This window comes from Domibacillus sp. 8LH, from assembly GCF_038806185.1.
GTDB classification, from domain to species: Bacteria; Bacillota; Bacilli; order Bacillales; family Domibacillaceae; genus Domibacillus; species Domibacillus indicus_A.
This window is the reverse complement of the sequence record NZ_JAVJNG010000014.1, coordinates 1-12,977: the sequence shown is the minus strand read 5'-3', so window position 1 is coordinate 12,977 and position 12,977 is coordinate 1. Positions and strand designations below refer to the sequence as shown.

The following is a 12,977-nucleotide window of genomic DNA, read 5'->3' as shown; positions in this document are numbered from 1 at the left end:
ACTCATGCGTAAATCTATTTTTGCAAATGGTAATAATTATGTTTAAATACATTATTTTCAGCGTTATGTCAAGGGAAATTATGTAGAAACTCCTAGTTTTTTATAGCATAATAAAGAAGTTGTTTTTTCAATTATAAATTTACTATTTTAGAATTGAAAATATCGTTGATTTAGTCTGGGAGAACTATTTTAGATGGAGGTACATACATAAGTGGATTGGAAAAACAAAAAGGTTATGGTTTTGCTCGGTGCTTTTATCTTGGTGACTATTTTACTGGTCACGAATTTAAGTTCTGTATCTGAAAAAGAAGATCAGGTAGCTGCTTTACAACTTAAACTTGATGAAAGTGAAAAAACCATCAAGGATCAGGACACTAAAATCACCACATTAGAACAGAAAGTCGAAGAGGCACAGCCATGGTTTGAGCTAACAGAAAAAGAACAGCAGCAAAAGGTTGAAGAACAAAAAGCTAAAGATGCCGCTAAAAAAGCTGTTGAAGAAGCTGCTGCGAAGAAAAAAGCTGAGACTGAGGCTGCCGCCGCTGCTGAAGCTCAAAGAAAAGCTGAAGAAGAAGAAAAAAGAGGTTACGAGACAGGTATCACTTATGACCAATTAGCTAGAACACCTGATGATTATATCGGTGAGAAAGTTAAATTTTATGGCAAAGTTGTTCAGGTAATGGAAGGCGATGGAGAAGTCCAAGTAAGGATTGCTGTTAACGAAGATTATGACACCATACTTTTTGGTGCTTACGATTCCTACATTACCAATTCTAGAATATTAGAAGATGATTTAATTACTGTGATGGGAACATCGAATGGTCTGTTAACTTATGAGTCTACAATGGGTGGGGATATTACTATCCCTAGTATATTTATTGACAAAATTGAGCAATAATGATTTGCAAAATCAAAGGCCGCATCAGCTGTTATGCTGACACGGCCTTTTTTAATTACTTTCGTCATTTCGCTTAAGCAGCTGCTCTTTAATCACTCTGGCTTTTTCCTTAATGTCCTCTGTTTCCTCTTCTAAATTCCCTTCCTACACATGGGCACTAAGCTTTTCAGCCTTTACTACCGATTCATCTTTAGGCCATAACAGTTTCGCCTGGCCATTTTCAATGGAGAGTAAAAGCCACGTTATTCTTACTTTTCCACAAAAGTTTAACAATAAGAAAAGCTGGCACAAAAGCACGAATGCTTTTATGCCAGTTTAATCTGGGTACTCCTATAAACGTTATTTAGACGACAATCGATAGAGGAAAATGGCCAGCTGACCGCGGGTAATATTACGGGCAACCCCGAATTGCGTTGCGGTGTAACCAGATGTGATATTATTTGCAACCAATGCATCCACAGCTTCCTTGTAACGAGAAGACACATCCGTAAAAGAAGATGACCTTCCGTCTCCTGTGAGGTTGTAAGCCCGCTGTAAAATAAGAGCAACTTCCCCACGTGTCAGCGGATCAGAGGCACCGAATCTGGTTGCTGTTTTCCCACCAATGATCCCTGCTTGTTTCAGCGCATTTACGGCCCCTGCAGCCCTTGGCGGTACATCCACAAAGCCAGATTCCTCTGCCCTTTCCATGTTTAAATTTAGTTCTTTAGCTAACCAAATGGCAGCGTCTGCACGGATAATATCCTTCTGAACACCAAATTCTGTCCGAGATAAACCCTGGGTAATTTGATTACGAACCAAATATTCTACGGCCGGAGCATAAAAGGAAGAAACGTCCTGGAAAGAATGAATACCTGTTTCTGATTCTGGCAGCGGCTCTGGGCTATTGACCACAATCATAGTTGATTGACCCTCATACGTAACCATGATGGTTGTGCTGCCATAGCCGGTGAACTCTACTCTTCCGTCCTCGACCATGGCAACAGCCGTGTTGGCCGATGACCATGCTGCCTCATTCGTCACATTTTGCCTATCACCATTTTTGTAGGTGGCGGATGCTGTGACATTAATAGCATCTCCTGGCTGCCCTACTAGAATTGTTTGGTTGACTTCAAGGTTGACAACAGGATTCGGTTCTGGCTCTGGAGCTGGAACGTTTACAATGATCACAGCGGATTGGTCTTCGTATGTCACTGTAATTGTTGTGCTGCCATAACCTTTCAGTTCCACTCTTCCGTCTTGAACCGTTGCCACAGCGGTGTTAGCCGATGACCACGTTGCCGCATTCGTCACATTCTGGACTTCGCCGTTTTTAAATATCGCAGATGCTATGACATTGAGGGTATCTCCCGGCATTCCCGAGAGGGAACTTTGACTGAGGTTTATACCGGTCAATGGATTCTCTTCCTCAAATTCTGTAGGCTCTGTGAAGGAAGAAGCCTGAATGAAACCATAGCCAAAAAACGGATCTCTTCCTGCTGAGCCTAAATCCCTTGTATGCTCAATTAGTACCTGGCGCAATTCTTCATTGGTAAGCCGTGGGTAAGCCTGTTTCAATAAAACCAGTTCCCCTGTTACATAAGGTGCTGCCATGGAAGTGCCACTCATATAAGCGTACTGGTTCCCTAAATAGGTACTTAGAATTCTTACGCCGGGAGCAGCTACCTCGACAGCTGGCCCTGTAGATGAAAAAGGAGCTCGATTAAAATAGCTATCTACGGCGCCGACTCCAATAACCGACGAATAACGCGCCGGAAAGTCCACTGTATCTTCTAGTCCATCTGGCGCTCCATCATTTCCGGCAGCTGCAACTATAAGCAGGCCGCTTGCATAAGCTCGGTCAATGACAGAGTGTAATACAGCGGATTCTATTTGAGTGCCTGAACTTAAGTTAATGATGTCCATTCCATTTGAAATGGACCAGTCGATTCCTTCGATCAAATCAGACAAATACGCTTCACCATTTTGATCAAACGCTTTTACAGCGTAAAGTTCCGATTCGTAAGCCGCCCCTTTTACACCGAAGTTGTTGTTTCGTGCGCCGATTATACCAGCCACATGTGTTCCATGACCTTGATCATCGTTGTAGGAAGTGGTATAGCCAACCGTTGATACCCCTCCTGCAACCGCCAAATCACTGTGCGGTGCGATACCCGAATCAATCACCGCTACTTTAACCCCTTGACCTGTAAAACCAGAATTCCAGGCAGAAGGTATATTGGTGGCCTGAATACCCCAATCTTCTATTTGTTCGCTCAGATGAATGAGAATATCTTCCTCTACATGCTTTACAGAAGGAGATTTCTGGAGGTCATCGATTGAATCTTCTGGTATTTCAATAGATGCGGCCGCCACTTGCTCAAATGCATCTATCACATCACCGTCTACACTCTCTACCGTTTTGTCAATCTCTTGCTGACTGGCTTTCTCATCAAAAATAATAAGCATTTGTTTTTCCTCATTACTATCAGCAAAGACCGGATAGTTTCCGTGAATTGACAGCCACAACCCGATACCTATTACTCCGCAGACGAAGTTTTTCAATTCACTACTCCCTTTCATCATATAATCCGGAAAAATACCCCATTATTTCATTCCTGCTTGAGAAAGTAATGAAACCCTAAAAAGACGTATCTAAAAATAAAAAATAATAACTGGTAGTATCTAATTCAGCCTCCTCTTTCTAACTAAGTTATTCTTTTTGAGTATCTTTTTATTAATTATTTTTTGGAAACAAGCCCTGTTTTTCTACGAAGCTTCTATAAAGGTTCCTTTGAAGATGATTTGTAAGTAGTTCTATTTCGTTCCACTGTACTTTTTTGGGATTTTTTCTTTTCGTCAGTATTTCTCCCTTTTTTGAGTAGATGCATTATATTTATAAATCAGCATATCCAGACCAGAAGAGCTGGATAGTAATCTAACTTCAGCAAGGATGGATATTGAAGGAGACTATATATCCGGTCCCAGCAAGTGCGCAGAAGTCGGATCACATACACTTATCTTATTAAATGATTCCCTTTCTTGTGCTCTGCAATGACCAGAATATGCGCATGAAGCAGCGCATATTCTCCGTCACTAATGAATGGTACAAGCAGGTTAATAGACTTTAACTTAGCTGGCTTGTCCATTCCTTTGAATATAATCTTGCTGCCATTCGGAAAGCGAATCTGCATAAGAGATGTCATCCACTTAATGTGATCCTCCAAGCCCAAATCGATAACCAGTTCTTCTAGTAAAGAAAATGTGGATTCACGGCGTGTATCATAAACTTCACGGACAATCAAAGCCGTTCGTTTTTCTTCTAGCAGCTTCAAAATATTTTTTAAAGCTACATGATAGCTCTTGCTGCTGCCATAGCCGCCGACAAGAAACTGAAATTTAATGGACCAATCAAATAAAAAGTCGCGGAGTTCTTCCAGCGCTCGAGATTGAGCGTTTAAAAAGGTAGCCTGCCGATCCCAGGCAAATTGAAACTCCCATTCCTGCTTTTCTAAAGTTGAATTATCATCCGAATAAGTTTCGGTCTTCTTAATCTCTTTGATCATTTCATCTTTATCTTCAACCCACATAATTTGTTGAGAACGGATGATTGCAGCAAATTGGATCTGTATCTGCTGCCGTATCAAATCAGCGGCAGAAAGATCGGTCATTGCATCCATGATCTCTTTTGTTTCATCTGGCAGGAACCTGGAGAACAACGCATGCTTCTCAGCAGCCTTGTTCCGTTTTGTAAATTGGTTATTCGGATGTGAGTTTCCGCTTCTCTTTCGTTGAGGCCCTTACTTTTTTCAGTTGTATCCTTTTGTTGAATGGTTGCAACCTTTCCACTTTTGGTTGCATCCTTTTTCGTAGGATTCCTCGACCATCCTTCACGGCTTTTCCGGTTTTTTAAGGTACCGAGTTTTATACCATGCTTTTCCGCTAATGCAGCAAGCGTGATCTTTGTTGTTTCCCATTCTGATCTAATGTCATCCCAGTTCTCCACTTCACATCACCACCACCTCCATTGTTTCTCCACAATAAAAAGGCCCCTCCCAGGAGCCTTTTTACTTAATACCGTTTTCTATTCCTATCTTTAAAAACTAACAGTACTCAGATATAAAACCGTCATTCTAAAAGGGGGCCAATTAAAATATGACAGGTGCAAAAGTTTTTTCTAAATACCCTTCTAAATGTTCTATTTTAAATTCTTCATCATGCCTCTCGCTAAAAAGCTTGCCGTTCTTAACAATGAGCTCGTCTAAATATAGTTCTTTTTGATGCTGAAGAATTTTTATTTTGTTCGTACTTTGTTTTACCTTAATATGTAGTTCCACATCTTTAATTCTAATTTTCCCGCCTGTTTCAGGTGACATCCTAAAGCTATAACTTCTGTTCTCTTCAGAACCTATTTTACTGTTTAATTCAGAGAGATACGGGAATAACACCTCTTTAAATTCTTTCTTTAAAACAGCTTTATCAGGATCTTCAACCAGATGCTCTTTAACTTTCCCGGCAAAAATATCTTGAAAACTCAAACGAATCACTCCTTCTGCTGTTTTATAATCATAAGTTCGGCAAAAGGAGATAATTTCCTGCCCTTCACTAGACACAAAATTTATTATCATGTTCAAGTGACTTCATAAGAAAGAGTGAGCAGCACCAATGGAAACAAAACAAGAAATCGATTTAAGCATCACTTCTGATCCAATAGCATCCCAGTTCGCCACTTCACATTACCACCTCCAAGGTTGTTTTAAGCAAAGAAAAAAGCACCTTATATACAGGTGCTTTATGATTATTTCCTTCATATTTTACTGCAATAAATATTTTATGCTTTTAGCCCTTTCTTTCGAGGACTGTGTTCAGGTTTTTCACCGTTAAATAATCTCTTAATAACTTTATTTAAGAGAGATAGTAATATCGGTGTTACCCTGGGAACCAACATATTTACTTTCAGATGCCTTATAATTAAGATCATAGACATAGCCTGTTTTTACATCAGTAAAAGTCATTTTAGTTTCTGAAAGTTTCCCGGTCACTTTATTTACAGAAGACCTAACAGTTAATTGTCCTTCAAACGTATTAGTGGTTGGATTGAAAGCAGTCATTTTTAATTGAATGTCCCCTCGCAGACCGTTGTATGCCTCATAATAAGTACCATAGTAAGGAACTTGTAATTTTATGCCCAATTGCGTTAACAATTTTGAAGAAGTAATGATATCCGCTGACATTGTCGCAGAGCTGTAATTCACGCTTGCTCCCAACATTTCAGCAACATCACGAATTGGAACATAGGTTGTATTATTTGAGTACCATGTACTCTTAGACACAGCTTTTCCGTTTACTTTTAGGGCTATACGATTTTTATGTACATCTTCTTTTTCCACCGTAGCAATGTTGCCTCGTGGAGTTTTATATTGATCAATAACTGTCCCCGCGTAAACGCCTATTCCACCCGATAACAAAGATAATCCCAATGCACCACTAATTAAACTCTTTTTACTAATTTTCATAACCTTAACGCCCCCTAAATTTTTTGCACTTTACTATTTCAACAAAAGGAGACATTTTCCTGCTTTCTCCCTTCCTATATTAGTTTTCCTCTATAGCTGCAAATAAGAATGGAGTCCCTGATTTTAGTGTATGAGAATAGCCTCCTTAAAACCCCTACCCAATAAAGGCCAATATGGATTATAATGTATTCATTACATGGTTTTAGGAGAGATACTTATGATGCCAACCATTCAGGTGATCGCCTTATCGGCTATGATTTTATTCACTCTGACAAACGCTTTTTTGGGGGTCTATACTTTAATTAGAACTGGAAACAAGAAAGTAGCCTTATTTAATTTTAGTGCGGCTATCCTGATCGCATTTTTGACAGTAGACAAGATTAATACATACTTCTAAATAAAAAGCCTTCTAAGAAAGTTTTGTATGATCTTTCTTCGTGAGTACCAGAATTGCGGCATGAAGAAAATTATTTAACCCTGTCATGTGACAGGGTTTTATTTTTTACGCTTTCATATATACGGCAACTGTACGACAAAAAGCACCATTTAAGGTGCTTTTTATGTGCTTGATATTGCATTTACAATTCCTGAAGTTCATTAACAGTTACAAATTTGTACCCTTTGTCTGAGAGTGCTTCTAAAATCCCCTCGATTGTTTGAAGTTCTTCTCCATTGCCATCATACATCGGATGTAACAAGATAATCGAACCTGGTTTAATATTTTGTTTCACGTAATCCACTTTTTCAGAAACAGTCGTATAATAGCTGTCGGGTTCAACGTTCCAAGTTATAGTGTCTCTATTGTGTTTATTTAAATAATACGGCAGTCCAATAAGCTTTTTCCCATTAGGCGGCCTGAAGTCAATTTCACCCTTATATCCGGCTTTTCGAATTAGTTGATCCGTTCTTTCAATTTCTTCTTTAATATAAGAAGATTTCTTGAAAACCATTCGATTATGAGAGTAAGTGTGATTTCCAATTTGATGTCCTGCTTCCACAATCCCTTTAGCCCCATCTGGATATGTTTTAATGTCTTTACCAATTAGAAAGAAAGTGGCCTTTGCATTGTATTTTTCCAATAGTGGAAGAATTTCATTTACGCTCTTTGTAGGGCCATCATCAAAGGTTAAAGCAACTACTTTTTGATTTGTCTTCACCTGCTCGGTTAAACCACCAAATAACTGGTATGTTCTAGCATTCATTAATTTGTAAGTACCAAGCAACAAAAGAAATACCAAGAGGATTCCTAATCCAATAAATATTAATTTCTTTTTCATAATCAAACCTTACTTTCTAATAGTTTGTTAATACAATATTATAATTCTAAATGAAGCTATTAAACAAAGCCAAAATAAATAAAGCCCTTCTCAAGAAAAAGGCTGCAGTGTTTTCTTTGTTCGGTTTTTCATTCTGCCCTCTCTAAGTACGTCTGAACAGATAATTTAGTGAGCCCCAACAATTCTGCCGTATACTCAAATGTGATTTCTTCTACTTTTACCAGCATAAACACACCTTTCTCACGCTTCGTTAATGTGCATAACACATCCTCAATGATTTCTTTCTCCAGTAATGTTAATTCTTCTTGCAATTGCTTTATAAGCGGGTGCAACTGGCAACACACCCAGAATAGCAGGATCCAATGTATAAGCCCTTGTTCGATCAGCCCTGCGTCTCGTGTCAGGATTTCGGCCGGACACCATCCATTTAAGCAAATAAAAAAGGACACTAAACAGCACACAGGTTTCCTCGTCTGTTCAATGCCCTTGGGGTTTCCAATAAGCGTATTTATTTAGTTATACTGTACCAAACTATCCTTCTTTTTGGCTGTTTCCATTACGTCACCAGACAACATTTTTTCTTTTGCATCCAGCAGCATACCGACAACCACGCCGATACTTTCTACCTTTTCAAAAATCATCGGGATCGGTGTTTCTTCTGCAATCTATCAGTCTCGCCGGTGTTCAAGTCATGATGAACGATCTCCAATTGCCGCTCTATCCCCTATTTTCTTCAATATATTTACAAACACCCTTCCTGAATGTATAAAATTTCCCATTACTGGACGATACTATATTTGTAGGAGGGGAGGTTGGCCCCTCCTTACTTTTGTCCAAAATAATTTCACCCCCGTCAGACGGCTCACCATAAACAGTGAATGGAATCACTTAACCACTTCCCTTGGTTTTTATATTGAAATTTGCACAATGTTTATTATATTTTAAAAGGTATTGCATTTTATTAATACCAAGTTCTTTTTTCCGTAAATTGCCGCTGTTCTCCATTTAAAAAACGCATATCAATAGCAGCTTGTTATGGGCTTGCTTTCACCTCAACAACATTTCCAAGCCCATGCTGCTCACGTTCTTTACTTGTTAAAGACGATAAGTGTTTCTGATGTGCTTGAATGAACAACCTGCGTTCAGAACCTGTTAAATGCTCATAACCTTGAATTGGTCTCATGCTGTTCTCCCCCTTTGTTGATCTAAATACCTGCTGAACATATGAACAGCATCAATGATAGCAGCACGCTCTGTTTCCTCCCCTGCAGCCAACATCATTTGTGCAGGAGTCGTTACACATCCTGTATTCTTATGATGCTTCTTCAACATTTTGTACACCTCATGCCGGATCATGATTCCAGCTCCTTTTAAGATTTACAAATTTGCTGTATTCCTTCACAAATGCAAGTTCAACCGTACCGATCAGGCCATTACGCTATTTGGCTAGAATCGCTTCTACTACATTCTTAGCTCCACTTTCCTTGTTGTAATAATCGTCTCGATACAAAAACGATACGATATCAGCGTCCTGCTCAATGGATCTAGATGTATACTGACTCCTCCTTATCTTAATTGAAACAGGGCTCCGAAAAGGTGTAGCTGTTGCTCTTCAGTGGCCTGATATTAACTTTAAAGACCAAACTATTACAGTATCAAAGACCTTAGATTTCAAAGAAAAAACAAAAGACAAGCTCTTTGGAGACACGAAAAACTATAACTCTTGACGTACCATTACGATTAGTAAATCATTAACACGCATTCTTCAGGACCATTTTAAAAACCAGAATCAGAACAAGCTAGCACTTGGCAATTTATATCACTATGATTTGAATTTAGTTCTTTGCCGTAATGATGGAAACTACATGCCGAAATCTTCATTATTTAATGCTTTCAAAAAGATTGGCACGTATGGATCACCCTCAGTTGCCTATTCATTCACTTCGATATACTCGTGTGATGTTACAAATGGAAGCTTGTGCAGATTTAAAGTATATCTAGGAATGATTGGGTCATGGAGGAATTGAAATAACAGCTGGTGTGTATGCCCATCTTTCAAAGAAATTGGACGAACAGCAAATGGGCCGCTTTGGGGAATATACTAAGGATCTTTTTGGGCAAAAAACTCTTAGAAAAAAGATGGGCAAGCAGCTATTAAGCTACCTGATCCAGCCATTTGCCCAACAAAGAAAAACCCCTTGAAGCCATAAGGCTCAAGGGGCTTGTCCATCTTAGCCCATTTGCATGTACTGTTCGCGCTCCCAAGGATGTACTTGTGTGCGGAAAATGTATGAGATGAAAATAACACAAATAATGCAAAATAAACGTTGATATAATAGGCTTTTAATTTTCTTCGATAAATAAAGGTGAACTAATATACCTGAGTTCGTGGTAAGTTCGTGGTAACTTTACAACATCGTTTGTGGTAAAAAACTGAACCTGTTCCTTCTATTATATAGGCAGCTTTCTTAAGTAAAAAAATTTAAGAAGCTCCAAATAAACACCAGGACAATGGATTTGCGTGCGGAACAGATCTTTTACAGCTAACAAAGAAAATGCAACTCATTAAAACATTAATATATCGCCGTTTCTAAACAAACACCCGGAATAAGTAATAATTAAATAAAACCTCTTGATGGGCAAAACTTTATTGCTCACTAATTAGATATTTACCGATAGTGATAGGGTGTGCTTTGATACTAACCTAATATACTAGTACTTGTCCCTATACTATATGTAAATAAGCGGAACAGCCAAATACGGGTTTATGACATAGCTTAAATAAGTACGTTTAATAAACAGGTCCTGTTAATTTTTAACCAAAGAAAAAAGACCGAAAAAAAATTGGTGTTTTTGTATGTCTTCTTGAACTAATGCATTATGAATTACAACATATCTTCTTCGATTGTTTCAACAAGAATAAACAGAAAATGATAGATGAGGCTTAAAGCATCGCCCAAAGACATCTCTTCCTTAAATCCTTCTACACTATTCAAGGAAAAATTGACATCCCATAGTCCATCATCTTGGTTGAACATTAAACTGTATGTTCCAATCCCTCCTTGGAGTTCATTATTTAAGTAAGCCTTTAATACATTCCCCATTTTCTTTTGGAATTTCAAGCCGAACAAGGCATTGTATGTTCCGAACACATCATCGACTTCCAATGAAAGTGTCTCAACTCCGATTAATTCAAACCATGAAGATTCGAAGTAAAGGAATTCGCTTTTATTAATTTTTAGGTATTCAAGCGGTTGTGATAAAAATGCAGCTGATTCTTCCGAAATCAACTCTTCGTTTTCTTTATTACAGCGCTCGATATAAGCATCAGTAAAGCGGCTAATATTTTCTTTTTCTACTATAGTAAAATCTTTTATCAGGTGATGCCTTTCTGCATATTCCTTTTCCTCTTTAAACAATTCAACCTTATTCTCCCTTAAAGCTTTTGATATGTATATTTCCATTTGTTTTTTTAACATGGTGAGTGTCCTCCTAGTATCTTTTCATACCTGTTTCATTCAATCATAGCATATAAACCACGGGTAAAATATCTGTAACCGTGCAGGATTATTCCTGCATATTTAAAACTTCTAGTTACCATAGTCACAATACCTATTATGATGACAAGAACTACGAATACAGTTTTAGCAAAACGCTAATTTTTCTCCCAAAGGAACACCCGTTATTAATCAACAGTCGTCAGCGTATCACAGAAAAAACTGGGCTTTATCAGCATTAGGCTTCAACAGAGCCTTTCTTAAATACCTCACATGTAACCTTAGCGGCTTACCCCTTGTATTCATGCGGTTTGATCTCTTTCTTATAAAAAATTAATTCGATTTATGTACTACGAATCCGCTCCCCTCTAGGCTTTTATGATACCTGCCCTTGTATGCGTTCATATGTAAATAAGCTAAACAGCCAAATACGGGTTTATGACATAGCTTAAATAAGTACGTTTAATAAACAGGCTTTGTTAATTTTTTATATGTCTTCTCAAACTAAAGCACATGTTAGTATCAGTACAATTCTTTACAGGCTGTCACAAAATTGATGTATAATGGATTTCACAACCTTTGATGTCATACAACAGGAGTGACTTTTATGAGTGAAAACATTTCAGATATTGATTACAAACAAGTAATTGAGTATGCTTTAGAACCTTTAATTATTCATTCACAGCTAAAAATTATCTATGTTAATCGTGCAGCCGAAATATTCTTTAGGGCTTCAAAAGAAGAAATTATCGGAGCAAGCCCTTTAGATATTTTTAAGGAGTCATCCAAATCAGCAATAGACAAAAGAATACAAAATGCTTATGAACGACCAGCTAATGTAATTGAAGAAACAATATATCGAATGGATGGTACAACGGTTGATGTAGAACTATACTGTCATCCTGTGTTACTGGGTAATACAAAAGCTATCCAGACATATGTAAGAGATATAACAGACAGAAAAGCAGCTGAGAGAAAACAAAAAGAAATTTCAAAACAAATAAACGAGTTATCATCAACACTAGTTCCGCTATTGGACGGGATTGCGGTACTTCCTTTGTTGGGTGCTTTTGATGAAGAACGAGCAATACAAGTTTTAGAAAAAGTTCCAGTGAACGTACAGAAACAAAACGTAACGTGTTTAATTATAGATTTCTCTGCTATATATAATCTAGATTCTATTGTAGCGGAATACATTTTCAGAATTACTACTGTATTGTCATTGCTTGGCGTACGTTCTATCGTCACAGGTTTAAGACCCGAACTAGCTCTAGTTGCCGCGCAACTAGGTATAAATTTCAATTCCACACCCACTGTTTCAACTGTAAAAGCAGCACTTCATTTATTAGGTGTAGAGTATAATGTGGATTCACCAACTCAAACGGAAAACAAGTAAAGCAAAGAATTTAGGAAGCAATGTGACGAAACATTGCTTTTTTATTTTGAATTTGTCTCTTCAACCAACCTGTTCTGTTAGCTCAATAAGAGAACAAAAACATTTTACATGTATTTATCATAATCCCTGTTTTCAAATATCGGATTTCTTCATCCCCTTTTTATATTTATTTAACTTGTTTTTGTATGCATTTATATGTAAATAAGCGGAACAGCCAAATACGGGTTTATGACATAGCTTAAATAAGTACGTTTAATAAACAGGCTCTGTTAATTTTTAACCAAAGAAAAAAGACCGAAAAAAAATTGGTCTTTTTTGTATGTCTTCTTGAACTAACGCCCCCGTTCGTATTATAAGGTCAGCCAGAAAAGAAAATATTTCTGGTTGACCATTTTTTATATGGTTTTATGATAA

At 37.8% G+C, this 12,977-nt stretch carries 13 protein-coding genes and 2 pseudogenes; 3 read left to right on the top strand and 12 right to left on the bottom strand.

The window, feature by feature from the left end; all coding sequences use genetic code 11:
- Positions 1-211 precede the first annotated feature (211 nt).
- Entirely contained in the window at positions 212-898 is a 687-nt protein-coding gene (locus tag RG959_RS15385) for a toxin regulator (protein WP_342797865.1), read from the top strand.
- Positions 899-1,237: 339 nt separating this feature from the next.
- Here RG959_RS15385 and RG959_RS15380 read toward each other — a convergent pair whose 3' ends face one another.
- The 5 genes and pseudogenes from RG959_RS15380 to RG959_RS15360 all read right to left on the bottom strand — a co-directional run bounded on the left by RG959_RS15380 (position 1,238) and on the right by RG959_RS15360 (position 6,393).
- Positions 1,238-3,346 carry a S8 family serine peptidase gene (locus tag RG959_RS15380; RefSeq protein WP_342797864.1) on the bottom strand — a complete coding sequence of 703 codons (2,109 nt, stop codon included), beginning with the start codon at positions 3,344-3,346 and terminating at the stop codon, positions 1,238-1,240.
- Positions 3,347-3,993: 647 nt separating this feature from the next.
- A pseudogene (locus tag RG959_RS15375) lies at positions 3,994-4,317 on the bottom strand (phage terminase large subunit); the annotation flags it as partial.
- A gap of 227 nt (positions 4,318-4,544) precedes the next feature.
- On the bottom strand, positions 4,545-4,883 hold the full coding sequence (locus RG959_RS15370) for a hypothetical protein (protein ID WP_342797863.1): 339 nt from the start codon (positions 4,881-4,883) through the stop codon (positions 4,545-4,547).
- 142 nt (positions 4,884-5,025) lie between these two features.
- Entirely contained in the window at positions 5,026-5,505 is a 480-nt protein-coding gene (locus tag RG959_RS15365) for a DUF3942 family protein (RefSeq protein WP_342797862.1), read from the bottom strand.
- Positions 5,506-5,778: 273 nt separating this feature from the next.
- Positions 5,779-6,393 carry a stalk domain-containing protein gene (locus tag RG959_RS15360; protein WP_342797861.1) on the bottom strand — a complete coding sequence of 205 codons (615 nt, stop codon included), beginning with the start codon at positions 6,391-6,393 and terminating at the stop codon, positions 5,779-5,781.
- Between the two features lie 217 nt (positions 6,394-6,610).
- Between RG959_RS15360 and RG959_RS15355 the strand changes: the two genes are divergently transcribed.
- Positions 6,611-6,790 (top strand): hypothetical protein, encoded by a 180-nt coding sequence (locus tag RG959_RS15355; protein WP_342797860.1) that lies wholly within the window; start codon positions 6,611-6,613, stop codon positions 6,788-6,790.
- 181 nt (positions 6,791-6,971) lie between these two features.
- Here RG959_RS15355 and RG959_RS15350 read toward each other — a convergent pair whose 3' ends face one another.
- The 7 genes and pseudogenes from RG959_RS15350 to RG959_RS15320 all read right to left on the bottom strand — a co-directional run bounded on the left by RG959_RS15350 (position 6,972) and on the right by RG959_RS15320 (position 11,149).
- Positions 6,972-7,670: a polysaccharide deacetylase family protein gene (locus tag RG959_RS15350; RefSeq protein WP_342797859.1), complete on the bottom strand. Its 699-nt coding sequence runs from the start codon at positions 7,668-7,670 to the stop codon at positions 6,972-6,974.
- 128 nt (positions 7,671-7,798) lie between these two features.
- Entirely contained in the window at positions 7,799-8,002 is a 204-nt protein-coding gene (locus RG959_RS15345) for a sigma factor-like helix-turn-helix DNA-binding protein (protein ID WP_342797858.1), read from the bottom strand.
- A 180-nt stretch (positions 8,003-8,182) separates the two neighbouring features.
- Entirely contained in the window at positions 8,183-8,311 is a 129-nt protein-coding gene (locus RG959_RS15340; RefSeq protein WP_342797857.1) for a hypothetical protein, read from the bottom strand.
- A gap of 392 nt (positions 8,312-8,703) precedes the next feature.
- Complete coding sequence (locus RG959_RS15335) at positions 8,704-8,853, bottom strand: hypothetical protein (protein WP_342797856.1); 150 nt, start codon at positions 8,851-8,853, stop codon at positions 8,704-8,706.
- The gene (locus RG959_RS15330; protein ID WP_342797855.1) at positions 8,850-9,026 is read right to left on the bottom strand and encodes a hypothetical protein; all 177 of its coding nucleotides are present in this window, start codon (positions 9,024-9,026) and stop codon (positions 8,850-8,852) included. The genes RG959_RS15335 and RG959_RS15330 overlap by 4 nt, the downstream gene beginning before the upstream one ends.
- Positions 9,013-9,219 (bottom strand): annotated as a pseudogene (locus RG959_RS15325) (DnaB-like helicase C-terminal domain-containing protein); the annotation flags it as partial. The gene RG959_RS15330 and the pseudogene RG959_RS15325, both read right to left, overlap by 14 nt.
- A 1,336-nt stretch (positions 9,220-10,555) precedes the next feature.
- Positions 10,556-11,149: a branched-chain amino acid aminotransferase gene (locus RG959_RS15320; RefSeq protein ID WP_342797854.1), complete on the bottom strand. Its 594-nt coding sequence runs from the start codon at positions 11,147-11,149 to the stop codon at positions 10,556-10,558.
- Positions 11,150-11,774: 625 nt separating this feature from the next.
- Between RG959_RS15320 and RG959_RS15315 the strand changes: the two genes are divergently transcribed.
- Complete coding sequence (locus RG959_RS15315; RefSeq protein WP_342797853.1) at positions 11,775-12,563, top strand: PAS domain S-box protein; 789 nt, start codon at positions 11,775-11,777, stop codon at positions 12,561-12,563.
- The last annotated feature ends 414 nt before the right edge of the window (positions 12,564-12,977 follow it).

Bases quoted from the DNA above. Each gene is read 5' to 3' on its own strand.
- RG959_RS15380 (WP_342797864.1), bottom strand. From the start codon at position 3,346: ATGCTTATTATTTTTGATGAGAAAGCCAGTCAGCAAGAGATTGACAAA.
- RG959_RS15365 (WP_342797862.1), bottom strand. From the start codon at position 5,505: ATGATAATAAATTTTGTGTCTAGTGAAGGGCAGGAAATTATCTCCTTT.
- RG959_RS15360 (WP_342797861.1), bottom strand. From the start codon at position 6,393: ATGAAAATTAGTAAAAAGAGTTTAATTAGTGGTGCATTGGGATTATCT.
- RG959_RS15355 (WP_342797860.1), top strand. From the start codon at position 6,611: ATGATGCCAACCATTCAGGTGATCGCCTTATCGGCTATGATTTTATTC.
- RG959_RS15350 (WP_342797859.1), bottom strand. From the start codon at position 7,670: ATGAAAAAGAAATTAATATTTATTGGATTAGGAATCCTCTTGGTATTT.
- RG959_RS15340 (WP_342797857.1), bottom strand. From the start codon at position 8,311: ATGATTTTTGAAAAGGTAGAAAGTATCGGCGTGGTTGTCGGTATGCTG.
- RG959_RS15335 (WP_342797856.1), bottom strand. From the start codon at position 8,853: ATGAGACCAATTCAAGGTTATGAGCATTTAACAGGTTCTGAACGCAGG.
- RG959_RS15330 (WP_342797855.1), bottom strand. From the start codon at position 9,026: ATGATCCGGCATGAGGTGTACAAAATGTTGAAGAAGCATCATAAGAAT.
- RG959_RS15320 (WP_342797854.1), bottom strand. From the start codon at position 11,149: ATGTTAAAAAAACAAATGGAAATATACATATCAAAAGCTTTAAGGGAG.
- RG959_RS15315 (WP_342797853.1), top strand. From the start codon at position 11,775: ATGAGTGAAAACATTTCAGATATTGATTACAAACAAGTAATTGAGTAT.